The sequence below is a fragment of the Paraburkholderia sp. RL17-380-BIE-A genome, from assembly GCF_046028085.1.
GTDB lineage: Bacteria > Pseudomonadota > Gammaproteobacteria > Burkholderiales > Burkholderiaceae > Paraburkholderia.
The window spans coordinates 208430-230856 of the sequence record NZ_JARESQ010000012.1; the positions used below are offsets into that span (position 1 = coordinate 208430).

At 64.0% G+C, this 22427-nt stretch carries 23 protein-coding genes; 15 read left to right on the plus strand and 8 right to left on the minus strand.

Features of this window, described 5'->3' with window-relative positions:
- Positions 1 to 2: 2 nt before the first annotated feature.
- A complete protein-coding gene (locus tag P0D68_RS21555; protein WP_408299610.1) occupies positions 3 to 755 on the minus strand; it encodes a 2Fe-2S iron-sulfur cluster-binding protein in 753 nt (250 codons plus the stop codon).
- 207 nt (positions 756 to 962) lie between these two features.
- Between P0D68_RS21555 and P0D68_RS21560 the strand changes: the two genes are divergently transcribed.
- The 3 genes from P0D68_RS21560 to P0D68_RS21570 all read left to right on the plus strand — a co-directional run bounded on the left by P0D68_RS21560 (position 963) and on the right by P0D68_RS21570 (position 4218).
- A complete protein-coding gene (locus P0D68_RS21560; RefSeq protein WP_408299684.1) occupies positions 963 to 3020 on the plus strand; it encodes a D-(-)-3-hydroxybutyrate oligomer hydrolase in 2058 nt (685 codons plus the stop codon).
- 142 nt (positions 3021 to 3162) lie between these two features.
- Entirely contained in the window at positions 3163 to 3381 is a 219-nt protein-coding gene (locus P0D68_RS21565; RefSeq protein WP_408299612.1) for a hypothetical protein, read from the plus strand.
- A 24-nt stretch (positions 3382 to 3405) separates the two neighbouring features.
- Positions 3406 to 4218 carry an exodeoxyribonuclease III gene (locus P0D68_RS21570; RefSeq protein WP_408299614.1) on the plus strand — a complete coding sequence of 271 codons (813 nt, stop codon included), beginning with the start codon at positions 3406 to 3408 and terminating at the stop codon, positions 4216 to 4218.
- 55 nt (positions 4219 to 4273) lie between these two features.
- Here the strand turns inward: P0D68_RS21570 and P0D68_RS21575 are convergent, their stop codons facing one another.
- The 4 genes from P0D68_RS21575 to motA all read right to left on the minus strand — a co-directional run bounded on the left by P0D68_RS21575 (position 4274) and on the right by motA (position 7380).
- Complete coding sequence (locus tag P0D68_RS21575) at positions 4274 to 4561, minus strand: CsbD family protein (protein ID WP_091802872.1); 288 nt, start codon at positions 4559 to 4561, stop codon at positions 4274 to 4276.
- A 165-nt stretch (positions 4562 to 4726) separates the two neighbouring features.
- Positions 4727 to 5410 (minus strand): Pr6Pr family membrane protein, encoded by a 684-nt coding sequence (locus tag P0D68_RS21580; protein ID WP_091802869.1) that lies wholly within the window; start codon positions 5408 to 5410, stop codon positions 4727 to 4729.
- 90 nt (positions 5411 to 5500) lie between these two features.
- Positions 5501 to 6496: a flagellar motor protein MotB gene (gene motB, locus P0D68_RS21585; protein ID WP_408299686.1), complete on the minus strand. Its 996-nt coding sequence runs from the start codon at positions 6494 to 6496 to the stop codon at positions 5501 to 5503.
- 14 nt (positions 6497 to 6510) lie between these two features.
- Positions 6511 to 7380 (minus strand): flagellar motor stator protein MotA, encoded by an 870-nt coding sequence (gene motA / locus P0D68_RS21590; RefSeq protein WP_091802866.1) that lies wholly within the window; start codon positions 7378 to 7380, stop codon positions 6511 to 6513.
- Between the two features lie 422 nt (positions 7381 to 7802).
- On the opposite strand from motA, the gene P0D68_RS21595 reads away from it, so the two are divergent.
- Positions 7803 to 8816: a hypothetical protein gene (locus P0D68_RS21595; RefSeq protein WP_408299617.1), complete on the plus strand. Its 1014-nt coding sequence runs from the start codon at positions 7803 to 7805 to the stop codon at positions 8814 to 8816.
- 98 nt (positions 8817 to 8914) lie between these two features.
- Positions 8915 to 10327 (plus strand): DUF2252 domain-containing protein, encoded by a 1413-nt coding sequence (locus P0D68_RS21600; protein WP_408299619.1) that lies wholly within the window; start codon positions 8915 to 8917, stop codon positions 10325 to 10327.
- 84 nt (positions 10328 to 10411) lie between these two features.
- On the opposite strand, the gene P0D68_RS21605 is transcribed toward P0D68_RS21600, so the two are convergent.
- The gene (locus P0D68_RS21605; RefSeq protein ID WP_408299621.1) at positions 10412 to 11269 is read right to left on the minus strand and encodes a polysaccharide deacetylase family protein; all 858 of its coding nucleotides are present in this window, start codon (positions 11267 to 11269) and stop codon (positions 10412 to 10414) included.
- A 412-nt stretch (positions 11270 to 11681) separates the two neighbouring features.
- Here P0D68_RS21605 and P0D68_RS21610 point away from each other — a divergent pair, with 412 nt between their 5' ends.
- The 7 genes from P0D68_RS21610 to P0D68_RS21640 all read left to right on the plus strand — a co-directional run bounded on the left by P0D68_RS21610 (position 11682) and on the right by P0D68_RS21640 (position 17102).
- Positions 11682 to 12446 carry an SDR family oxidoreductase gene (locus P0D68_RS21610; RefSeq protein WP_408299623.1) on the plus strand — a complete coding sequence of 255 codons (765 nt, stop codon included), beginning with the start codon at positions 11682 to 11684 and terminating at the stop codon, positions 12444 to 12446.
- Positions 12447 to 12524: 78 nt separating this feature from the next.
- Positions 12525 to 12749 carry an oxidoreductase-like domain-containing protein gene (locus P0D68_RS21615; RefSeq protein ID WP_408299625.1) on the plus strand — a complete coding sequence of 75 codons (225 nt, stop codon included), beginning with the start codon at positions 12525 to 12527 and terminating at the stop codon, positions 12747 to 12749.
- A 50-nt stretch (positions 12750 to 12799) separates the two neighbouring features.
- Entirely contained in the window at positions 12800 to 13669 is an 870-nt protein-coding gene (locus P0D68_RS21620) for an NAD-dependent protein deacetylase (RefSeq protein ID WP_091802846.1), read from the plus strand.
- A gap of 42 nt (positions 13670 to 13711) precedes the next feature.
- Positions 13712 to 14317 (plus strand): pyridoxamine 5'-phosphate oxidase family protein, encoded by a 606-nt coding sequence (locus P0D68_RS21625; RefSeq protein ID WP_091802842.1) that lies wholly within the window; start codon positions 13712 to 13714, stop codon positions 14315 to 14317.
- A gap of 14 nt (positions 14318 to 14331) precedes the next feature.
- Positions 14332 to 14964, plus strand: coding sequence for a DUF938 domain-containing protein (locus P0D68_RS21630; protein WP_408299627.1), 633 nt, complete (start codon positions 14332 to 14334; stop codon positions 14962 to 14964).
- Positions 14965 to 15109: 145 nt separating this feature from the next.
- Entirely contained in the window at positions 15110 to 16519 is a 1410-nt protein-coding gene (gene gnd, locus P0D68_RS21635; RefSeq protein ID WP_408299629.1) for an NADP-dependent phosphogluconate dehydrogenase, read from the plus strand.
- 265 nt (positions 16520 to 16784) lie between these two features.
- Complete coding sequence (locus tag P0D68_RS21640) at positions 16785 to 17102, plus strand: DUF4148 domain-containing protein (protein WP_091802832.1); 318 nt, start codon at positions 16785 to 16787, stop codon at positions 17100 to 17102.
- Positions 17103 to 17317: 215 nt separating this feature from the next.
- Here the strand turns inward: P0D68_RS21640 and P0D68_RS21645 are convergent, their stop codons facing one another.
- Positions 17318 to 17638 carry a hypothetical protein gene (locus P0D68_RS21645; RefSeq protein WP_011491138.1) on the minus strand — a complete coding sequence of 107 codons (321 nt, stop codon included), beginning with the start codon at positions 17636 to 17638 and terminating at the stop codon, positions 17318 to 17320.
- Positions 17639 to 17884: 246 nt separating this feature from the next.
- Here P0D68_RS21645 and P0D68_RS21650 point away from each other — a divergent pair, with 246 nt between their 5' ends.
- The 3 genes from P0D68_RS21650 to ltaE all read left to right on the plus strand — a co-directional run bounded on the left by P0D68_RS21650 (position 17885) and on the right by ltaE (position 20300).
- Positions 17885 to 18196, plus strand: a complete 312-nt coding sequence (locus P0D68_RS21650; protein WP_408299632.1) for a cupin domain-containing protein — start codon at positions 17885 to 17887, stop codon at positions 18194 to 18196.
- 175 nt (positions 18197 to 18371) lie between these two features.
- Positions 18372 to 19142 (plus strand): peptidoglycan DD-metalloendopeptidase family protein, encoded by a 771-nt coding sequence (locus P0D68_RS21655; RefSeq protein WP_091802828.1) that lies wholly within the window; start codon positions 18372 to 18374, stop codon positions 19140 to 19142.
- A gap of 150 nt (positions 19143 to 19292) precedes the next feature.
- Positions 19293 to 20300 (plus strand): low-specificity L-threonine aldolase, encoded by a 1008-nt coding sequence (gene ltaE, locus P0D68_RS21660; protein ID WP_408468745.1) that lies wholly within the window; start codon positions 19293 to 19295, stop codon positions 20298 to 20300.
- Positions 20301 to 20482: 182 nt separating this feature from the next.
- Here ltaE and P0D68_RS21665 read toward each other — a convergent pair whose 3' ends face one another.
- Positions 20483 to 21850, minus strand: a complete 1368-nt coding sequence (locus tag P0D68_RS21665; protein WP_408182245.1) for an MFS transporter — start codon at positions 21848 to 21850, stop codon at positions 20483 to 20485.
- Between the last annotated feature and the right edge of the window lie 577 nt (positions 21851 to 22427).

A 22427-nucleotide genomic window follows, 5' to 3' on the forward strand; every position in this document is an offset into this window, starting at 1 on the left:
CCTCAGGCGTTGCGGCTGTTGCCGTTGCCCATCGTGTCGGTGCCCGCAGCATTGCTGTTCTGGCCGCCGCCTTCATGCACCGCGCGCACGGCGGCCACAATGTTCGCGTATGCGCCGCAGCGGCAAATATTGCCGCTCATGCGTTCGCGGATTTCATCATCGGAGAGTTGTGCGGGACGGCTGCGGACATCGGCCGTGACGGTGCTCGCCGTGCCGGTACGAAATTCATTCAGCAGGGCGGTCGCTGAGCACAACTGCCCGGGCGTACAGTAACCGCACTGAAAGGCGTCGTGTTCGATGAACGCGCGCTGCATCGGACTCAATGCGCCATTGCTGGCCAGCCCTTCGACCGTGGTGATGGTCTCGCCCTCGTGCATCACGGCAAGCGTCAAACAGGCGTTGATGCGGCGGCCATCGGCGAGCACCGTGCAGGCGCCGCATTGTCCTCGATCGCAGCCTTTCTTCGTGCCCATCAGGCCTGCGTATTCGCGCAGTGCATCGAGCAGGGTCACGCGCGGCTCGAGTTGCAGCGTGTACGGGCGGCCGTTCACGGTCAACGTGACCGGGCGCGGCGGTATGGCTTGACGAGCTTGGACCGGCGGTGCGGCAGGGGTTTGGGTTTGTGCGCGCAGATGCGGCGCCGCGCCGATCGTGGCGGCAGCGGCAGCCGATTGAAGGAAGCGGCGGCGTGAAGGTTGGGGTGGGGTGGCGGCTGACTCGTCACTCGGATCCGGACATTCGTTATGCGTGGACATGACGTTCTGTTGACTCCGTTGAAAGGTCGATGCAGGCTAGCGATGCGTCGGTATCCGAAGCGTCGCGATCCATTGGACATCACGCAGCAATTTCGGTGCCGTTGCATACACAACGGTATTAGCAAATATCGGAGACAGCCAATGACAGTAATGCCCCGATTCAAGCCCGCGTCGAGACCCGTGCCGCTGGTACGAACCCTGGCCGCCATGGTGGCCGTGACGGTCGTGTTGAGCGCATGCCACGGCAGCGATGAAGTCAATTCGCCGCCGCCAACGAACACGCTGCCGAGCTTTATCGCCAGTGCCTCGGTAAGAACCCAGTCCTACGACGGCAATACCGACGACCTGCTCACCGCGGGTCTCGGCAAGACCGGCCTCGCTTCGGCCACGGCGCCAGCCATTGCCAACGCTGCGCAACCGACTGCCGCCGAACTGTGGCGCCTCGCTATCTGGGCGAACTATCGCGCGCTCGTGGACATGACCGCGAACGGGGGCTATGGACGTTTCTGGGGACCCAATGTCGACCTGAACGGCAACGACACGCTCGGCGAGGGCAAGATCGCCGGCAAGGAATATCTCGCCTTCGCCGACGACGGCAGCGGCACGCAGAACGTCACCATGCTGGTGCAGATTCCGGCGAGCTTCAATCCGGATCAGCCGTGCATTGTCACGGCTACGTCATCCGGTTCGCGCGGCGTGTACGGCGCGATTTCGGCGGCCGGCGAGTGGGGCCTCAAGCGCGGTTGCGCGGTGGCCTACAACGATAAAGGCAGCGGCAACGGCGCGCATGAGCTGTCTTCCAATCGGGTTACGCTGATCGACGGCACGTTGCAGGATGCCACTGCGGCGGGCAAGAACAGTTTCTTCACGGCCAACCTCGGCAATACCGATCTCGCGACTTACAACAGCCAGTGCCCGAATCGCTACGCATTCAAGCACGCGCACTCGCAGCAGAATCCGGAGAAGGACTGGGGCAAGAATACCTTGCAGGCGATCCAGTTCGCGTATTGGGCGCTCAACGACTCGTATGGCACGCTCAACGGAGCGACCCGCAACGTGCGCTACGAGAACGGCAGCATCACGACCATCGCGGCTTCGGTGAGCAACGGCGGCGGCGCGTCGCTCGCGGCGGCGGAGCAGGACACGTCCGGCTGGATCACCGCGGTGGTCGTGGGCGAGCCGCAGATCAATTTGCGGCTGCCCGCGCAGGTCTCGGTGGCCCAGGGCGGCGTGCCGGTCGGCGCATTCGGCAAGCCGCTCGCCGACTACATGACGCTCGCCAATATGCTGCAACCGTGCGCGGCACTCGCGCCCGCCGCGGCCGGCGCGCCATATCTGACGGCGTTGCCGCTCGCCACCACCACGTCGATTCGCACCGCGCGATGCACGTCGCTGGCGAGCGCGGGTGTGATCACGGGCACGAATACGACAACCCAGGCGATCAACGCGCTCGCGCTTCTGCATCAAAACGGCTATCAGACCGACTCCGACGTGCTGCAAGCGCCGATGTGGGACTCGCAGGCGGTGCCGGCCGTTGCCGTGACCTATGCGGATGCGTACGCGAAAGCGAGCGTGACCGCCAACCTCTGCGCGTTCAGCTTCGGCACGACGAGCGTGGCGGGAGCGGCCGGCGTGACGCCGGCGGTGTCGCCGATGCTCACGGTGTTCGGCAATGGCAACGGCGTGCCTCCGACCAACGGCATCAACCTCGTCTTCAACCCGGGCGCAGGCGCGGCGGACCATCGGCTGGCGAGCGCCGACGGCAGCTTTGCGGGGGCCTCCTGTCTGCGCACGCTGTGGACCAACGGCACGCTCACCGGCAGCGTCGAAGCCATTCGTGTGAATGCGAACCTGCATGGCAAGCCCGCCATCATCGTGCAGGGTCGCGCGGATGCGCTGGTGCCGATCAACCACGCGTCGCGGCCGTATCTCGGCTTGAACCAGCTGAGCGAAGGCGGCGCGAGCAAGCTATCGTTCTATGAAGTGACGAACGCCCAGCATTTCGATGCATTCCTCGGCGTGGCGGGTTTCGATTCACGCTTCGTGCCGCTGCATTACTACAACATTCAGGCGCTCAATCTGATGTGGAGCCATCTGAAAAACGGCACGCCATTGCCGCCGTCCCAGGTGATTCACACCATACCGCGTGGCGGCTCGCCGGGCGCCGCGCCGCAACTGACCACGGCCAATCTGCCAGCGATCGCGGCGAGCCCCGGCGTCAACGCGATTACGGTGAGCAATGGCGCGGTGAACGTGCCGAATTGAATCGCGCATAGCTGAATGCACCGGCTCGCGGCGGCCGTCACGCGCGCGAGCCGGCCTGCGCGAATCGCTGCTCGCGAGCAAGCCCGCCCGGGTATAAGCGATGCTATGGCAGGTGAAGTGAAGCGTGTTCAAAGGAGAACGAATGCAGTTCGACTACAGGCATTTTCATATCGATTGCCGCGCCCGCCACGCGGAAGACGGCCTTTACCACGCGAGAGCGAAGATCACTCACGTGCCGCAGAAAAACGAACACGTCCGGTCGCACGATTCCGGCGACATCGACGCCTTTTCCAGTGAAGCCGACGCCATTTCATGCGCGAAGTCCTACGCAATGGAATGGTGCGACGCGGCGGCGCAATAACGCGCATTGCAGAGAGGACTCGTCGTGCCCAGGCTTCGAATCGCGACCTTCAACATCAACGGAATTCGCTCGCGCCTGCCGGCGCTGTTGCAATGGCTCGAACGCGAGACGCCCGACATTGTCTGCCTGCAGGAACTCAAGGCGGTGGACAGCGCGTTTCCCGCCGAGCAGCTGCGCGACGCGGGCTATGGGGCGATCTGGCAAGGGCAGAGCGCATGGAACGGCGTGGCGATCCTGTCGAAAGGCGCGGCGCCGCTGGAGAGCCGCCGCGGCCTGCCGGGTTTCGAGGCGGACACGCATAGCCGGTATCTCGAAGCCGCGGTTGGCGGCGTGCTGGTGGCGTGCCTCTATTTGCCCAACGGCAATCCCCAGCCCGGCCCCAAATTCGACTACAAGCTGGCGTGGTTCGATCATCTGATCAAGCACGCGGCGAACCTCTACAAGAGCGGTCATCCAGTGGTGCTGGCGGGCGACTTCAACGTGGTGCCGACCGACGAAGACATCTACAACCCGCGCTCCTGGCTGAAAGACGCGCTGCTGCAACCCGAGAGCCGCGAGCGTTATCAGCGATTGCTCGCGCAAGGCTGGACCGACGCATTGCGAACGCATTTCGGCGAAGAACGGGTCTATACCTTCTGGGACTATTTTCGCCGCCACTGGGACACGAACTCCGGATTGCGTATCGACCATCTGCTGCTGAGCGCCGACCTCGCGCCGCGCTTGCGCGATGCGGGTGTCGATCGGTGGGTGCGTGGCGAGCCGCACGCGAGCGATCACGCGCCCGCGTGGGTCGAACTTGATATGGGTGCGGGACGCCGCAAGAAAAGCGGCGTATGAAGCGAAACGGGCGATCGACAGAAGCCGATCGCCCGGTGATCAAACGCGTCGACAATCAACGGCGATAGTCGCGCTCAGCGGCGCCGTGCGCCCACAGCGCGCCCGCCACGAAACCGGCGAGAGCCACCACCGCGATCGCCGTGAACGGACTTTCCGCCGTCGTTTCACGCACGAGGCTCGTGGTGCTCGCGCACAGTTGCTGGGCCTTGCCGCTCAGTTCTTTGGCCTTGCCGGCCAGTTGGGTGCCGGTATCGCCCAGTACATCGCCGGCCGCGCCCTGAACCTTTCCCGCGACTTCCTTGACTGCGCCTTCCACTTTGTTCGCTGCCGAATTGGTGTCCATACGTTTTTGCTCCCATTGTCATATTTACGTGCGAGCCATTGCGAATCGCAACACCCGCACACCAAGGATCCGCGCACGCCGCCCTGAAAGGCGCGGCTTACGTCCACCAGACAGGGCGCAAGAAGCGCGCCCGGGAAAGAGCAGAATTGACGAAGCGGGAACGTATCAGCGCCGCCGTCTGGAATTGATGCCCACGAAGACGGCCATCAGCATCAGAAAGCCGCCGAACAGCAGCGCCGAATTCACCACGACGTGCCGGATTCCGAGCCGCTCGACGTTGATGAACGGATAGGGATAGAAATCCGACAGGCTCCCACGCCAGAAGGTGACGCCGAGATAGGCCAGCGGATACACCAGCCACAATAGACAATGCCGCAGCCTCAAATGAAAGCGCGGTACGAACAGCACCCAGTAAAGCGCGGCCAGCATGGGCAAGACGCTGTGAAGCGATTCGTTGAGCAGCAGCCGGAATGCCGTGGGCGTCCAGTAACCTCGCAGCAGCAGGTTGTACGCAATGCCGACAAACACCATGTACACCACCACAGCGGTGACGACGGTAGGTTGCCGGAAAAACCGCGCGGGCGCCGATCTGTGCCCGCGTAACGCCACGCAGGTAAAACAGATCGCGCAGGCGAGCGCCGTCAGATTGGTGAGGTAACTGCTCATGCGGGAGATGCCGTCGAGCACGGTCAACCCGCGCGCGAGCGTGCGGTCGATCGTGACGTCGGCTTGCGCGACGATCGAGATCCACGCAATGACGGCGATGATCGCCGCCAGCGTCACCGACGAAACACTTGGCGTATGCAGCGGAAGCTCGGGCTCCCGGTGCTCGGAAGGGGCAGGGCGCATGCGTTCGATTTTATACACACTGCATGGGCTTTGCAGTGTGCGTGACCGAGCGCACGCGCTGGATCGATCAAGCGCGAGGCAGAAGAAATACTATGGCGTGCTATGCGAACCGGTCACAGGCTTCAAGCGTTCCACTACTGCGGGAATGGCTGAACTCGCCGGAACGGCTTCGTCGATAGTGGTGCGCCCGCCATCGTGGAAAAATGCCAGCTCGGCGGCCTTGTTCAGGACCAGGATGCTGATGCGCCGGTTGGTCGGCTCATCGGCGACATTGCTGTTCAGCGGCAATACGTCCGCCAGTCCGCGCACCTGCAGCAGCTTTTCGCCATGCATGCCACCGGCAACGAGCGAGCGGCGCGCGGCGTTGGCGCGTTCGGACGACAGTTCCCAGTTCGAGTAGCCCTCCGGTCCCGCGGTGTAGGGCACCGCATCCGTATGGCCGGCGATCGAAATGCGGTTGTCGACGTCGTTGAGCGCGGCGCCGATCTGCGTGAGGATCGTTACCGCATACGGTTGCAGCTTCGAGCTGCCGGAAGGAAACATGGGCCGGTTCTGCGAATCGACGATCTCGATACGCAGCCCTTCATTCGTGATCGAGATGCGGATCTGATCCTTGAACGCCTTCAACGCGGGGCTCTGTTCGATCAGCGTGGTGAGCTTCGCCTTCAGTTGTTCGAGGCGCGCCGCGTCGGATGGCGCCACGGCCGGCGCGACGGTCGCGGACGGTGCGGGTTGGGTCTCGGTCTGGCTCTTCCTGCCGTCGCCGGGCCGCGTATCGGAGATGTCGCGGCCACCGCCCTGCACCACGCTCGGACGCGCCGCAGCCGTGCCTTCGTTGCCGCCGAGCAGGCTCGACAGCGGCGTGTTGAAATAATCCTCGATACCCTGCTTGTCGTACTTCGACGTGGAGCCGAGCAGCCACATCAGCAGGAAGAACGCCATCATTGCAGTGACGAAATCGGCGTACGCGATTTTCCATGCGCCGCCGTGATGGCCGCCATGATCCTCGCCCCTTCTCGAACGGCGCACGATCACCGGCGCCGGCGCCTGCTCCTCCCGTGACGCCCGCGATTTTCTTTCGCTCATCATGCCGCTCCGCGTCAGGCCGACTTCGGCATCTTGGTGGCGCGCACGGCGTCGTCGAGTTCCTGGAAGCTCGGGCGGTCCGCGGTGAACAGCACCTTGCGGCCGAATTCGACGGCGATCGGCGGCGCGTAGCCGGACAGCGACGCGAGCAGCACGGCCTTCACGCACTGATACGGCTTGGCTTCAGCGCGGCCTTTGGCGTTGAGCAGATCGGCCAGCGGGCCGATAAAGCCATACGCGAGCAGAATGCCGAGGAACGTGCCGACCAGCGCGCCTGCAATCATTTCTCCGAGCACGGCGGGCGGCGCGCCAACCGAACCCATGGTGTGAACCACGCCCATGACCGCGGCGACGATACCGAAGGCGGGCAGGCCGTCCGCCATTTTCTGAATGGCGTTGGCCGCAACGGTCGATTCCGCGTGATGCGTGGCCAGTTCCTCGTCCATCAGGTCCTGCACTTCGAGCACGTTCACATTGCCGCCGGACATCATGCGCAGATAGTCGACGATGAAGTCGAGCAGATGATGGTCCTCCAGCACATGCGGATACTTCTGGAAAAGCACGCTTTCTTCGGGTGCGCCCACGTCGACTTCGAGCGACATCATGCCTTCCTTGCGCGCTTTCTGGAGCAACTCGTAAAGCAACGCGATCAGCTCGAGATATTTCTCCTTGGTGTAGCCACCGCTTTTAAAGCATGAGGGAATCGCCTTGAGGGTTTTCTTCAGTGTGGAAGTCGGATTGCTCACGACAAACGCGCCGATTGCCGCGCCGAAGATGCACAGTAGTTCGAATGGTTGTATCAGCGCCGGCAGATGGCCGCCCACGCCGATAAAACTGCCAATCACCGAACCGATCACTAAAACCCAGCCGATTGCAACAAACATACTTTCTCCGATTATCTTGCGCTGCCCCGCGTTCGATTAGAAAAGCCCTTATTTCAAAGGCTTTTCTCGCGCGTCACAAATCTTCCGTATGTACCGGTAAACGGCTGAATCCGGTGATGCTGAAGTGCTGAGCTGCTTAAAATGTGAAATAAATTCACCAATCGGTTAGTTCTTGATATGGGCCGGTAAATCTGTCCGCATTTTGCGATTTTCGGATTGCAATTCGTGTTTTTCCGGGTCCAGCCACAAACCGAGTCAAGATGCCGCTGCTATTCACTGATAGGTAACTTTTTACCGATCGCTCTGGTAGCATGACGATCGATTTGTCCCGACGGCCGTTAAGGCGGCGCCCTGTCGCGTCACGGTTCCGTCCGCTACTGACACCGGCAGTACCAATGACTCAACCGGGAAGGGAATGCCGCATGCGAAAACCAGAATCTACTGTTCAAAGTCGACTGATTCCCAAGGCGGCGGCCTGTATCACAGGCGTGAGCCTGCTATTCATCTCTACCCTCGGTCATGCCCAGGAGTTTTCGCTGTTCGGTGGCGGCTCGCGTGCGGGCAGCACGAACACCTACACGTGGGCCTTCAACTATCAGGAAGGCCTGGGTCAATACTTCGCCGGCAGTTTCACGTGGCTTAACGAAGGGCATATTCCGAACCACCATCGCGACGGTCAGATGATCCAGTTGTGGGGGCGTATTCCCGTGGGCAACCCGCAATTCGTTCTGCAAGCGGGCGTCGGCCCGTACCGCTACTTCGATACGACCACCGCCGCGGAAGGCGGCAGTTATTTCGACACTCACGGCTGGGGCGTGGTGTACAGCGTGCGCGCCGCATACTACGCGTCGAGCCGGTGGATCACGCAGCTCCAGTTGAATCGCGTGCACGTTCAGCGTGGGCCGGATGCGACCAGCGTGATGTTCGGTGTCGGCTATCAGCTCGACGCCCCGGACTCGCCCGGTCCACGCGACTGGGCGAGCGGCAGCACGCACAAAGTCACCAATAACGAAGTGGCGGTGTATCTCGGCAAAACCATCGTCAATTCAACCAGTTCGCCGAGCGCGTTCGGCGGCGCAATCGAGTACCGGCGCGGCCTCGCGAAGTATCTCGACGTCACGGTCGGCTATCTCCACGAAGGCAGCAGCAAGGTGGCGCGCCGCGACGGTTTCACCAGCCAGTTATGGGCCACCCGCGCGTTTCTCAACGACAAGGTTGCGCTCGCGCTCGGCCTCGGCGCCTACTACGCGATCAACGAGAACGAAAACAGCGCGTCGCCTGGGCCGGGCGCGGGCAAGTTCTCCGGTCTCGTCACGATTGCGGGCTCGTATCGTCTAAGCGACCATTGGGACGCGCGGCTCGAATGGAACCGCGTCGTGACCCGCTATGATCGCGATTCGGATGTGATTTTCGGCGGGCTGGGCTATCGTTGGTGAATTGAGTGAAGGCCCACGCGCCAGGCGTCAAGTGTTGTCATGCAAGCAGAAGCAGTCTCTCGAACCGCAAGTCAAGACTCGGAAAAACGGAGAACAGCATGAAAGCCAGCACCATCGCCGAGCGGGAGGCCCGGGGCCGCGCCGCCCGTGAGCACTCGAAACGTTCAAGCCATAAAACGGTAGGCGAACTGCATCGCAATTCGATCGAGTTGCTCAAGCAAAGCAGCGAGGGCAGGGTGCACAACCTCGTGCCGCTGCGCTACGGGCGCATGGCCGCCTCGCCTTTCGCGTTTTTTCGCGGCACCGCGATCCTGCAGGCGCACGATCTCAGCAAAGTGAGCGACACGGGCCTGACCATGCCGATCTGCGGCGACGGCCATCTGATGAATTTCGGCGGTTTCGCCACGCCCGAGCGGCAACTCATCTTCGATCTGAACGACTTCGACGAGGTGTCGGTCGGACCATTCGAGTGGGACCTGAAACGACTGACCGCGAGCCTCGTCGTCGCCGCGCGTCATATGCGTCTGAGCCGGGGCACGGCGGAAAGTCTGGTGATGACGGCGGTCACCGAATATCGTGACCGCATGGCACATTATGCGCAATGCGGCGCGCTCGAACTCTGGTACGACCGCATCAGCTTCGAGTTGATGGCGGAAACCGCCTTGACGCCTGAACGCCGCCGCACCGTGCGGCGCGGCATGGAAAAGGCCGCAAGTCGGACGCACGAAAATCTGCTCGAGAAAATGGCGGAGCACGACGGCGATCACTGGACCATTCGCGACGCGCCACCGGCTCTGTTCCACGTGCTCGGCGCTAATACCCTGTTCACGCCGGAAGAGACCGAAGCGTTTAGAAGCGGGAACTGGCGCAAGATGGTCGAACGCATGTGGGGCGAATACGAGAAAACGCTGTCGCACGACCGGCGCGAACTGCTGGGCCATTTCACCATGCAGGACCTCGTGTTCAAAGTGGTCGGCGTCGGCAGCGTCGGCACGCGCTGCATGGTGATGCTGCTGGTCGATCACATGGGCAAGCCGCTGTTCCTGCAAATCAAGGAGGCGCGACCCTCGGTCATCGCGCAGTTCTACAAGTCGCCGGCCATCAAGCACGAGGGCGAACGCGTCGTGCGGGGGCAACGCATGCTGCAGGCCGCTAGCGATATCTTTCTCGGCTGGGCGACGGGACCGCTCGGGCGGCATTTCTACTTTCGTCAGTTGCGCGACATGAAGCTGTCGGCAAACATCGAGTTGTTCGACTCCGACCTGCTGGATGGTTATGCGCGCTTATGCGGCTGGATCATGGCGCGGGCGCATGCCAAGGCGAGCGGGCAGGCGATCGAAGTGAGCGCGTATATCGGCCGCGGCGATCAGTTCGCGGAAGCGCTCACCGGCTACGCGATGGCCTACGCGGACCAGGTAGAACGCGATTACGACGTGTTCCTGAAGGCATGCCGCGGCGGCGAGCTGGAAGCGCGCACGGACGAGGATATGGCGGCGGATTTCCGCGTATAGCGGATGCATTCGCGATCGCGCGGCTCGCCGGGCTAGGTGGCGGGCGGGCCGTGCGGCGCCTCCGCAACGTCACGAAACGCAGACTCAGCCGTCGGCACGCGCCTCGCGCAATGTCACGAAACGCAGCTGTCGCTGGCGCGCTGCGCCGATCACACTCGGCAACACGGCGAGGATCAATGGCGTGCCGTCGGCGGTGAGGGCTGCGTTGCCATCGTGCAGCAGGAGAATGTCCCGCGGCGCGAGACCGTCGAGCAGGCGCCGCGTGACCACGTGCGGATCGCGCTCGCGCGTGTCGTAGCCACGCCGCGTCCACGCCGCGAGGCGCAGGTCGAGCTTGCGCAAGACCGGTTCGAGAAAGATGTTGCGCAGGCCGGCCGGTGCGCGGAAAAACATCGGCCGCTCGCCGCTCAGTGTTTCGAGCGTGCGTTGTGCGGCATCGATCTCCCGCGTGAGCGCGCCCGGAAACGTCACGGAAAACGTGTGTACGTGAACCTGCGAGTGGTTTTCGAGCGCATGGCCGCGCGCGACGATCTCCCGCGTGAGCGCCGGGTAGCGCTGCGCCTCTGCGCCGATACAGAAGAAGGTGGCGCGCACGCCGAAGGCGTCGAGCAGATCGAGCACTTGCGGCGTGACGACCGGGTCCGGACCGTCGTCGATGGTCAGCGCGATCGCGTCGGCGTTGCGCGGGGTAGCGGGCAGGCGCGTCCAGTTCGGGCCGAGCAGCGTGGTGCGCGGCAGCAGTCCGGCCACCGTGAAAATGGCGTGATTCACAAAGATCGCGGCGAGCCACCAGGGCCATGCGGCGGGCGCGAGCAGCCATCCGGCCAGCACGAAAACGTGCCATGCGGCGGTGGCCGTGAGCATCGCGGGATAACCGGTGCGCGGCCAGCGGCGCGGCGGCGTGCGGTGGGCGCCATGCGGCGGCGTGGAGAGTTCTTTCATCAAGCGTGCTTCCTGTCTTCCTTCCTTCGTCCTGCGAAGGCCTTACATCGCGCGCGTGACGCGCAACAGCAAACGATACCATTGATGCGCGCCGCGACGTGCCCGCCGACAGGAGCGGTAAAATGTGAAAGCACGCTGAAAGACGTTGTGCTTCGCGACAATCGGGTCCGCTGGGTGATGTAGCGGCACATCTGCTCTTTTACTGCGCGCACTGCGATGCGCCAGGCTCGCGGCGAACGATTTCCTTGAGGCGTGGTGGGTTTGACGAGCGCCTATCAACTGGCCGACGATGATGTGATCGTCGGCACCTCGCCGATGTCCGAGGTACAGGGTTGCAGGTTCCGCAAGGATGACCCGCGGTTCATGAAGCTTGCAGCCAGTTTGCATGATCTGCACAACGAGGAGACGTGCCGTGACGGGAACGGGAATCAAGAAGGTCGCGCTGGTGACGGGCGCGGGCAGCGGAATCGGCCGCGCGTGCGCGCTCAAGATGCTGGAGCACGGCTATAGCGTCGTGCTGGCCGGCCGCCGGCAGGCGCCGCTCGACGCGCTCGTGCAGGAAGCGCAGCAACTCGGCGGCGACGCGCTGGCCGTGGCGTGCGACGTCACGGATGCGGACAGCGTCGCTGCCTTGTTCGACACGATCCGCGAACGGCGCGGCCGGCTCGACGTGCTGTTCAACAACGCGGGCCGCAATGGTTCGCCCGTCGATATCGACGAACTCTCGATCGACGAATGGCGCTCGGTGGTCGACACCAACCTCACCGGCGTGTTCCTGTGCACGCGCGCGGCCTTCGGTTTGATGAAAACGCAGAGCCCGCGCGGCGGCCGCATCATCAACAATGGCTCGATCTCGGCGCATGCGCCGCGGCCCAATAGCATTGCCTATACCGCGACCAAGCACGCGATCACCGGCCTCACGAAAGCCGTGTCGCTCGACGGCCGGAAATACGACATTGTCTGCGGGCAGATCGACATCGGCAATGCGGCGACCGAGATGGCCGAACGCATGGCGCGCGGCGTGCCGCAGGCCAACGGCGAGATCGCCGTCGAGCCGCTGATGGACGTTCAGCATGTGGCCGACGCCGTGCTGCACATGGCCGAACTGCCGCTCACGGCAAACGTGCAGTTCATGACCATCATGGCGAGCAAGATGCCGTTCGTCGGCCGGGGGTGATGGCCGGAGCGCGAGCAGCAAGCCGCGCCGGATCAACTTATACTGGGCGCTTTCCGCCTCGATGGAACCCGCTTCGCCGTGCCCCGAGCCACACCTGAGGACGACCCGCAACCGGTGCCGCCCGTGCCGCCCGATCTCGACGATTGTTGTCATAGCGGCTGCAATCCGTGTGTGTTCGATCGCTATGACGAAGCGCTCGAACGTTATCGAGCCGCGCTCGCCGAGTGGCAGGCGCGCCAGCAAGTGCGGCAAGCGCAGCACGTGACGGCGGCGCGGCGAAGCAAGCCGCGCACGCGCCGTTGAACGGCGCTCGAGGTTTCGCCTCGAGGCCGCAGATCTCACCCAGCCCCGTCATGACCGACCTTCAGTCCGCGCCTCTCGAACCCCTGAATGAATCGCACACGCTGGACGACCTGCATCGCTTCGTGCAGCGTTATCCGCGGCTGTTCGTGCTGACCGGCGCGGGCATCAGCACCGACTCGGGCATTCCCGGCTACCGCGACGACAACGGCGAATGGAAACGCTCGCCGCCCATCACGCTGCAGGAGTTTCTCGGCACGCTGGCCATGCGCCAGCGCTACTGGGCGCGCAGCATGGTCGGCTGGCCGGTGGTCGCGCACGCTGAGCCGAACGCCGCGCATACCGCGCTCGCGCGGCTCGAAGCGGCCGGCCATGTGCCGACGCTGGTCACGCAGAACGTGGACGGCCTGCATCAGCGGGCGGGCAGCCGCGAGGTGATCGAACTGCATGGCGGTATCAACGGTGTGACGTGTCTGGACTGCGGCATGCAGCATTCGCGCGCGTCGATCCAGCAGACCCTCGAAGCGGACAATCCCGCGCTCCTGAACGTGACGGCCGAAACCGCCGCGGATGGCGACGCGCATCTCGAGTGGCACGACCTTGGCGGGTTTCGCATTCCGGCCTGCCCGAACTGCGGCGGCCTGCTGAAGCCCGCGGTGGTGTTCTTCGGCGAAAGCGTGCCGAAGGAGCGCGTGGAGGCGGCCTCGCATGCGCTCGACGCGGCGGACGCCGTGCTCGTGGTCGGCTCGTCGCTGATGGTCTACTCTGGCTACCGCTTTTGCGTGTGGGCGCAAAAGCAGCGCAAGCCGGTGGTTGCGATCAACCTGGGGCGCACGCGCGCGGATCCTTTGCTTTCGCTGAAAATCGCGGCGCCGTGCGCCGAGACGTTGACCGCGCTGGCCGGCCGGCTGGCGCTGGATTGAACGGTCGGCCCGACAAAAGAACGCAACCCGAAAGGAAAATTCATGTTGACGACGATCGCACAGCTCGAAGCCCTCTACGGTCAGCCGCACGAGCGCGCGGTGCGTAAAGAGATTTCGTTTATCAACGAAGACTATCGCGCGTTCATCGAAGTCGCGCCGTTCGCTGTGCTCGCCACCGCCGGCCCTGAAGGCCTCGACTGTTCGCCGCGCGGGGACGCGCCGGGCTTTGTGCGTATCGTCGACGAACGCACGCTCGCGCTGCCGGATCGCATCGGCAACAATCGCCTCGACAGTCTGCGCAATATCATCGTTGAGCCGCGTCTGGCGCTGCTCTTCATCATCCCCGGCGTGGGCGAGAGCTTGCGCGTGAACGGGCGCGGCCGTATTACCGACGATCCGCAATGGCTGGACAGTTTCGCTGTCGCAGGTAAACTGCCGCGCACCGTGCTGCTGATCGACGTGGACAGCGTCTACTTTCATTGCTCGAAAGCGTTGGTGCGTTCGAAATTATGGGATCCGGCGCATTACGTCGAGCGCTCGCGCCTGCCGAGCGCCGGCGAGATTCATCGGCGTATCAACGGTGCGCAGTTCGACGCGGCGACCTACGATCGCGAACTCGCCGAACGCGTGCGCACGGCCTTGTACTGAAACCAAAGCTGACCATGACAGACTCCCATCTGGCGTTGCGGCAACGTTCGCCATCCGCCGAACGCAACCGTGAACCGATTCTCGCCGTGCTGCGCGAAGCGCTGCCGGCCACCGGCCGCGTGCTCGAAATTGCGAGCGGCACGGGCCAGCACGCGATCTGCTTTGCGCGCGCCATGCCCGGGCTCGACTGGCAACCGAGCGATGCCGATGCCACAGCGCGCGAGTCGATCGCGGCGTGGATCGCGCACGAGGGGCTCGCGAACGTGCGCGCGCCGCTCGCGCTCGACGTGCATCAGCCGGATTGGGGCGTGGATACGCTCGACGCCGTGGTCTGCATCAACATGATTCACATCTCACCGTGGAGCGCGACGCAGGCGCTGTTCGCGGGGGCGAGCCGCCGTCTCGTGGAGGGCGGCGTGCTGTATCTCTACGGTCCTTACAAACGCGGCGGCGCGCATACTTCACCGAGCAACGAGGCGTTCGATCAGCAGTTGCGCGGCCGCGACCCGGCATGGGGCGTGCGCGACATGGAAGCCGTGGTGGCGCTGGGCGCTTCGGTCGGATTCGTGTGCGACGAGCCGGTCGCCATGCCGGCCAACAATTTCAGTCTGGTGTTGACGAAACGCGCGGGTGCGGCGCGGGTCTGACTAACGTTCGACGCAATGAATTGCGCCGCCCGCTGCCTGCCGGCGAGCGGCAAGCCGGCAATTCTTTTATTCTTTCACCCTCGACGCCCGCCGACGTTCCTTCCGGCGCGGCGTCACGACATTTTTTGGACTCTGGAGAATTCACATGGGCAAACAGGCAATCGGCGTGGTGGGGCTGGCGGTCATGGGCCGCAATCTGGCGCTCAACATCGAGAGCCGCGGCCACGCGGTGTCGGTGTACAACCGTAGCCGCGAGAAAACCGACGAACTCGTCGCCGAATATCCGGACAGGAAGCTGGTGCCGGCCTTCACGTTGGAAGAATTCGTGGAGTCGCTGGAAAAGCCGCGCCGCATTCTGCTGATGGTCAAGGCAGGCGAGGGCACCGACGCCACGATCAACCAGTTGAAACCGCTCCTCGACAAGGGCGACATTCTGATCGACGGCGGCAACACGCATTTCACCGACACGATCCGTCGCAATCAGGATCTCGCCAAGTCCGGCCTGCATTTCATCGGCACCGGCGTCTCGGGCGGTGAGGAAGGCGCATTGAAAGGCCCGTCGATCATGCCGGGCGGCCAGCGCGACGCCTACGACCTCGTGGCCCCGATCCTCACCGAAATCGCCGCCAAGGCGCCGGACGGCGAGCCGTGCGTCGCCTATATGGGACCGGACGGCGCGGGCCACTTCGTGAAGATGGTGCACAACGGCATCGAATACGGCGACATGCAGCTGATCGCGGAAAGCTACGCGGTGCTCAAGCAGGTGGTCGGACTCTCGAACGAAGAGCTGGGCAAGGTCTACACCGAGTGGAACGAGGGCGAGCTCGACAGCTATCTGATAGAAATCACCTCGAAGATTTTCAGCAAGAAAGACGAAGAAACCGGCAAGGATCTGGTCGACGTGATCCTGGATCGCGCCGCGCAGAAGGGCACCGGCAAGTGGACCAGCCAGAACGCGCTCGATCTCGGCGCGCCGCTGCCGCTGATTACGGAAGCCGTCTTCGCGCGCGTGCTGTCGTCGCTGAAGACGCAGCGCGTGGCCGCGAGCAAAGTGCTGGAGGGCCCGGCGGCCAAGCCGCTCGCCGCCGAGCGTCAGGCGTTCATCGAGTCGGTGCGCCGCGCGCTTTACTTCAGCAAGGTGATCTCGTACGCGCAAGGCTTCGCGCAACTGCGCGCCGCCTCGGAAGAGTACAAGTGGGATCTGGATTACGGCACGATCGCGAAGATCTTCCGCGCCGGCTGTATCATCCGCGCCCGCTTCCTGCAAAAGATCACGGACGCTTATACGAAGGACAAAGCGATCGCCAATCTGCTGCTCGATCCGTATTTCCGCGACATCGCAAAGAACTACCAGTCGGCCTTGCGCGAGGTGGTGATCGCGGCGATCAACGCGGGCGTGCCGGTGCCGGCTTTCGCCTCGGCAATCGCGTATTTCGACGCGTATCGTTCGGAACGCCTGCCGGCGAACCTGGTGCAGGCACAGCGCGATTTCTTCGGCGCGCATACTTTCGAACGCACCGACAAGCCGGGCAGCTTCCACGCGGACTGGAGCTGAGCGTTTGAATGACGGCCCGGCGCGTCCTTGCATCAAGGCGTGCCGGGCTGCGCAGGCGCTTTAAATTCGAGACAGGAAATTGTTGCTGAAGGGCGGCGCAGAGGTAGGCTGGACGGGCGATGCGCCGCCTACTATTGCTATTTTTGAAATAGAGTTTCGTCGTTTTAGGGGTTTCCCCTAGGTGTCGACACTCCTAAACTTCTACTTAACCGCTGCGGGACACCAAGTCCCAGGCGCATTAAAACAAGTTCTGGAGGTTTACATCATGAAGTCCCTTATCTCTGCAGTCGTCGTTGCCGCCGCTCTGGTTGCTCCCGTTGCTTCGTTTGCTCAATCGAACCAGCCGGTGACGCGCGCTCAAGTCCGCGCTGAACTGGTTCAACTGGAAAAGGCCGGCTACAACCCGGTGGGCGATCATACCGACTACCCGTCTAACCTGCAGGCCGCTCAGGCTCGCGTCGATGCTCAAAACGGTACTGCCCAAGCCGTGAACAGCGGCTACGGCGCACCTATCGCCGGCAGTTCGCAAGCCGGCCGTCCGCTGAGCAGCAACGACCGTAACTCGGTCTACTTCGGCAACTAATTCGCGCCGAATGTGATGGGAACGTCGCCTGACTGACAGGCGACGCGCAAATAGAAATGCCGTCCGGATTGCCGGGCGGCGTTTGTCGTTTACGGCGCGGCTTGGGCGCGTGCATCTGTGGCAGGCCGGGCGGTGAATAATAAGCGGCGGACCAGCGGCGCCCGGGAATGGGCGCCGGGGTCAGGGCATTGCGGGTGTAGGCGGGGGCGTACGTCTTAATGCAGCGAGCGATGCCGGCGGCCTATTTCATCGAATAAGGCGCGGCTGGGTTCGAGGGCCAGCAGCCAGGATTCGTCGTAGCCGCTCAGATTGTCGAGCGCCTCGCGCAAGCGCTCGATCGCCACAGCGGGAATCTCGACGCTCGCTTCCACGCCACTCGACAACCCGGCGACGCTGGCCAGTTGTACCAGGGCGTCGGCGGCTTCGGCCACGTCGGCGGCGAAAACCAGGTGCGTGTTCAAAAGCTCGACCAGACCCGGCGACGCCGCAATATCGTCGACGTTGAGTTGCACGGCCAGAAAAGTGGCTTTGTTCATCCTCAACTCCCTAGCAGATTTCAGACGTTAGCTTGTGGCGTGCCGACAGCAAGACTGAGTATAGGCCAGGGCTCCAATGATTCAATGATCACACGAATCGGCCGCGCGGCCCGTTGGCGGCGAGCAAGCCGCCTGCCACACCTATAATGAGGCCAGCCGCTAGGAGGCTCGCGCCCGTCAGACCAAGCCGCCGCGCGCGGCGGGCCGCGACTGGCGGCGTTGTTTCTTCTTAACTGTCTGGTGACCATGAAGATCATTCGCAGCAAGGATTTCACCGCGCCGCGCGCCTGGGGCGCGCTCGATATCGCCAACATGGGCGGCATTACGACGCGGCTGCATTGGACCGATCAACCCTATAAGTGGCATGTAAACGACGGCGAGGAAGTGTTCGCCGTGCTCGATGGCCGCGTCGAGATGCGCTATCGCGAGGGCGGAGTCGAAAAGTCGGCCGTTCTGGAAACGGGCGACGTGTTTTACGCCGCGGTGGGTACCGAACATGTGGCACATCCGATCGGCGCGGCGCGCATTCTGGTAGTCGAGTCGGAGGGCAGCGTCTGAAGGTTGGCGCAAGGGCGGTGCCATACCGGCGCGGTGATCGTCGCGCGCGGCGGCATAATGGAGAGCCGCCGCGGCGCCCGCGAGGGCGTGGGAGATCGCGCGCGACGCGCGGCACGGCAAATGCTTGGCCATCGATTGAATCCGATTGATTGAATAAAGAGTCGAGGAAAATCACATGACAAGACCATGGCAATTGACGGGGACCCGGTGGCTGACAGCCGCCGCGCTCGGCGTGATGTTCAGCGGCTGCACGACGATGCCGTGGGACAGCACGCCGTTTTACAGCAGCACGCCGTCCCGGCCGACCACGCTCAGCACGGTTCCTGTTCCCGCCGGTTTTTACCGGGTCAATCCGGGTGACACGATCGGCGCCATTGCGTCGGCTTACGGCCATAAACCTCAGGAAATCGCGGCGTGGAATGGCCTCGCGGCCAACGCCGCGGTCAATCCGGGGCAAGTGCTGCGGGTGTCGCCGCCAATGGCCTCGGGCAGTGTGGTGACGCCGCCAGTCGCTGTCGCGCCGAATGGTCCCGCTACGGCGCCCGGCGCGCCCACGGCGTCCGCCGGGCCACAGCAAGGCGTGTTGCAATGGCCGGTTCGAGGGCCGGTGCTCAGAGCGTTCGCGCCGGGCAAGTCGAACGGCATCGTGATCGGCGGACGGCCGGGCGATCCGGTCAAGGCGGCCGCCACCGGCCGCGTGGTCTACGCGGGCTCGGGTATCGAAGCGTACGGCCCGCTCATCATCATCAAACACGACGATTCGTTGATTACCGCCTACGGGCAGAACAGCACGCTGCTGGTCAAGGAAGGCGACGCGGTCGCGCAAGGGCAAACCATCGGCGAAGTCGGGGTGGACAGCCGCGGCGTCGCGTCGATCCAGTTCGAGGTCCGTCAGAACGGCCAGCCCGTCGATCCGCTTGCCTGGCTGCCGAAGCCGGGCGGATGAAGCTTCCTGTTTAGCGCGATTTCAGCGCAGCGTTAATTGAATATACTGTGTGGCTAAACTGCCTGCGGCGGGCTCGCCCGTCGGCAGCGACGCAGCGGTGTGGCGACCGGCCGTCGCAGGCTGTCATTCATAGACGCACAGGGACACACAATGATCGATTTGCGCAGCGATACCGTAACCCGTCCGAGTCCGGCGATGCTCGCGGCCATGTCGGCCGCCGAAGTGGGCGACGACGTCTGGGGCGACGACCCCACCGTGCTGCGTCTGCTGGCCACGGCTGCCGAACGCGCCGGCAAGGAGGCGGGTCTGTTCTTCCCGAGCGGCACGCAAAGCAACCTCGCTGCCTTGATGGCGCACTGTGCGCGCGGCGACGAATACATCGTCGGGCAGTTGGCTCACACCTACAAGTACGAAGGCGGCGGCGCCGCAGTGCTCGGCAGCATTCAGCCGCAGCCGCTCGAGAATGCCGCGGACGGTTCGATCCCGCTGGAGAAGATCGCCGCCGCGATCAAGCCCATCGACAACCACTTCGCACGCACGCGGCTGCTGGCGTTGGAGAACACCATCGGCGGCAAGGTGCTGCCGGCGGCTTATGTCACGGAGGCCGTGCAGCTTGCGCGTCAGCGCGGGCTGTCCGTTCATCTCGACGGCGCACGCGTCTACAACGCGGCGGTCGCGTCGGGCAAGCCGGTCGCGGCATTGTGTGAACCGTTCGATTCGATCTCGATCTGTTTTTCGAAGGGACTCGGCGCGCCGGTCGGCTCAGTGCTGGTCGGCAGCCAGGCGCTGATCGACGTGGCGCACCGCTGGCGCAAGGTGCTGGGCGGCGGCATGCGTCAGGCCGGCATCCTGGCGGCCGCTTGCCTGTACGCGCTGGATCACAACGTCGAGCGTCTCGCCGACGACCACGCGCACGCCGCGCATCTGGCAGCGGGTCTGGAAGGCATCGAGCACGTCAAGGTGCAGTCGGTCGCGACCAATATGGTGTTCGCTCAGTTTCCGCAGCAGCATTGCGCGCCGCTCGAAGCGTGGCTCAAGGAGCGCGGGATTCTCACGCAGATGCTGTATGCGTCGCGATTCGTGACGCATAAGGACGTGTCGCGCGGGGATATCGATACGTTCATCGCTGCGGTGAAGGCGTATTTCGCGGCGCGGTGAGTGGCTGCCGGTGGGGCGCGCGGTTGGGTAGGCTGCAAGGAAGGCTGGAACGCAGCGGGGCAGAGCAGCGCCCCGCCGCGAAAACGCGGCATTGCGGCGAGGCAACGCGGTAAGGCAAAGCACCAAAAGCAAAGCACCAAAAACAAAGCGGACGCACTGTCACCCCAGTGCCCCCACTTTGTTCATTTCATCGACGCTTTCGCGTGCACACCCGACCGATGTGACGGCGCCAGCAAACGCAACCCGCTCGCCAGACTCGCCGCGCCCGCAAAGAAGGCGCCGGTGCTGAGCGCCAGCGTCGGGCCATGCCGGCCCGCAATCCCGAAGCTCAACGCGACCAGCGCGGCGCCGGTGGTCTGCCCGAGCAGCCGCGCGGTCGCAACGATCCCGCTGGCGCCGCCGCTGCGCTCGGGCGGCGCGCTCGCCATCAACGCTTTCAGATTCGGCGACTGGAAGAAGCCGAAGCCCGCGCCGCAAATTGCCATGCGAATGCCGATGTCGAGCACGTGCGGATGAACCGGCAACAGCGCGAGCGAAGCCATCCCGGCCGACATCACCGCGAGGCCGATCGCACCGAGCAGCCCCGGCGGATAGCGATCGGACAGATTGCCCGCCAGCGGCGCGGCAAGCGCGACCACCACCGGCCACGGCGTCATCAGAAAGCCGGTTTCGACCTGACTGCGATGCAGCACGTCCTCGAAGTAGAACGGCAGCGAGACGAACGCCAGCCCTTGCGCGGCAAACGAGCAAACCGCGGTCACCGCCGACAACGCGAATACCGGCCGCCGGAACAGATCGACCGGCAGCATCGGTGCCGGGTGGCCGGCTTCGCGGCGAATCAGCAACAGCCCGAACACGACCGCGACAGCCGCGGCGCTCAGCACCAGTTGCGTCGAGGCCCGCTGGGCCGCCTCGCCTAGCGCGAAGATCAGCGCGGCAAACGTGACCACATTCAGGAGCGCGGCAACCGGATCGAAGTTGTGCCTGCCGCGTTCGGTGTGCGGCAAGGCCGGCCAGGCGAAGCCCAAAGCCAGCAGGCCGAGCGGCACGTTGACCGCGAACAGCCAGGGCCACGCGGCGACGGACAGAATCAGCGAAGCCACCGTCGGCCCGACCGCGAACGACACGCCGACGATCAGCGCGTTGGTGCCGAGGCCGCGTCCAAGCCGGTGGGGCGGATACAGATAGCGGATCAACGCGGTATTCACGCTCATGATCGCGCTCGCGCCGAGGCCTTGCACGACGCGCGCGGCGGCGAGCAGCGGCAGCGTGGACGCGAGCGAGCACGCCAGCGATGCCAGCGTGAACAGCGCAATGCCGCTGATATAGATCCGCCGATGCCCGACGATATCGCCGAGCGCGGCAAGCGGCAGGAGTGTCGCGACCATCGCGAGTTGATACGCGTTGATGATCCACACCGACGCCGCGGGCGCCGCATGCAGGTCGGCGGCAATGGCGGGCAGCGCGGTATTGGCGATGGCGGTGTCGAGCGTGGCGAGCGCGACGGCGAGCATGATCGCGGCCATCGCGCGGCGGTTGGCGGCGGACATCGGTGCGTCCGCCGGGAAGGGCTGGGCTGCGGTTGCGCTGGGTTTGTCGGACAAGGCTTGGCTCGTCGGGTTAGGCATGCCGACGCGCAGCACGAGTCGAGAAGCGTGGTGCGCGAGCGGCAGGGGTTGCTTGGCGATAGGCGCGCGTAGCCTGAATCCGGCGTTTTTGAAGCGTATCAGGGCAGGGCGCGCGGCGAATGTAGCGATTGTTACAGAGGCGCGGAAATCGTGCTGAAGACGACGGCGCGGAGCGCATCGATTTCACGTTCATATTGCAACTAACGGTCAAGCCCGGGCGGCGTCCACGAACTGGCCGGTGCGCACGTTGTGACACGCCTTCCGGCACAACCGCCTGGCAGACGATGCGCTCTCATTCCACCACACACCTGGTCCATAGCCGCATTCATCCGCGCGTCATGCCGCGAAAAAATAATGGCGTTGCTTTCACTCACCGCGTATCTGGAGATACGCAATCGTTTGCCTGTTTTGCGCAGCCGATGCACGCGCGCAGTGCCATCCACACGCGCGTTGCACCGCCCGTGTGCGAAAAAGCGGTGTGCTACCGTGTGTCGGCGGG

What these genes read in the sequence shown, in the direction of transcription:
- motB (WP_408299686.1), bottom strand. Translation starts at nt 6,496, where the DNA reads ATGAGCGAAAGAAAATCGCGGGCGTCACGGGAGGAGCAGGCGCCGGCG.
- motA (WP_091802866.1), bottom strand. Translation starts at nt 7,380, where the DNA reads ATGTTTGTTGCAATCGGCTGGGTTTTAGTGATCGGTTCGGTGATTGGC.
- P0D68_RS21650 (WP_408299632.1), top strand. Translation starts at nt 17,885, where the DNA reads ATGAAGATCATTCGCAGCAAGGATTTCACCGCGCCGCGCGCCTGGGGC.
- P0D68_RS21655 (WP_091802828.1), top strand. Translation starts at nt 18,372, where the DNA reads ATGACAAGACCATGGCAATTGACGGGGACCCGGTGGCTGACAGCCGCC.
- P0D68_RS21600 (WP_408299619.1), top strand. Translation starts at nt 8,915, where the DNA reads ATGAAAGCCAGCACCATCGCCGAGCGGGAGGCCCGGGGCCGCGCCGCC.
- P0D68_RS21640 (WP_091802832.1), top strand. Translation starts at nt 16,785, where the DNA reads ATGAAGTCCCTTATCTCTGCAGTCGTCGTTGCCGCCGCTCTGGTTGCT.
- P0D68_RS21665 (WP_408182245.1), bottom strand. Translation starts at nt 21,850, where the DNA reads ATGTCCGCCGCCAACCGCCGCGCGATGGCCGCGATCATGCTCGCCGTC.
- P0D68_RS21630 (WP_408299627.1), top strand. Translation starts at nt 14,332, where the DNA reads ATGACAGACTCCCATCTGGCGTTGCGGCAACGTTCGCCATCCGCCGAA.
- P0D68_RS21625 (WP_091802842.1), top strand. Translation starts at nt 13,712, where the DNA reads ATGTTGACGACGATCGCACAGCTCGAAGCCCTCTACGGTCAGCCGCAC.
- P0D68_RS21595 (WP_408299617.1), top strand. Translation starts at nt 7,803, where the DNA reads ATGCGAAAACCAGAATCTACTGTTCAAAGTCGACTGATTCCCAAGGCG.
- P0D68_RS21575 (WP_091802872.1), bottom strand. Translation starts at nt 4,561, where the DNA reads ATGGACACCAATTCGGCAGCGAACAAAGTGGAAGGCGCAGTCAAGGAA.
- P0D68_RS21620 (WP_091802846.1), top strand. Translation starts at nt 12,800, where the DNA reads ATGACCGACCTTCAGTCCGCGCCTCTCGAACCCCTGAATGAATCGCAC.
- P0D68_RS21560 (WP_408299684.1), top strand. Translation starts at nt 963, where the DNA reads ATGGTGGCCGTGACGGTCGTGTTGAGCGCATGCCACGGCAGCGATGAA.
- P0D68_RS21605 (WP_408299621.1), bottom strand. Translation starts at nt 11,269, where the DNA reads ATGAAAGAACTCTCCACGCCGCCGCATGGCGCCCACCGCACGCCGCCG.
- P0D68_RS21555 (WP_408299610.1), bottom strand. Translation starts at nt 755, where the DNA reads ATGTCCACGCATAACGAATGTCCGGATCCGAGTGACGAGTCAGCCGCC.
- P0D68_RS21580 (WP_091802869.1), bottom strand. Translation starts at nt 5,410, where the DNA reads ATGCGCCCTGCCCCTTCCGAGCACCGGGAGCCCGAGCTTCCGCTGCAT.
- gnd (WP_408299629.1), top strand. Translation starts at nt 15,110, where the DNA reads ATGGGCAAACAGGCAATCGGCGTGGTGGGGCTGGCGGTCATGGGCCGC.
- P0D68_RS21565 (WP_408299612.1), top strand. Translation starts at nt 3,163, where the DNA reads ATGCAGTTCGACTACAGGCATTTTCATATCGATTGCCGCGCCCGCCAC.
- ltaE (WP_408468745.1), top strand. Translation starts at nt 19,293, where the DNA reads ATGATCGATTTGCGCAGCGATACCGTAACCCGTCCGAGTCCGGCGATG.
- P0D68_RS21645 (WP_011491138.1), bottom strand. Translation starts at nt 17,638, where the DNA reads ATGAACAAAGCCACTTTTCTGGCCGTGCAACTCAACGTCGACGATATT.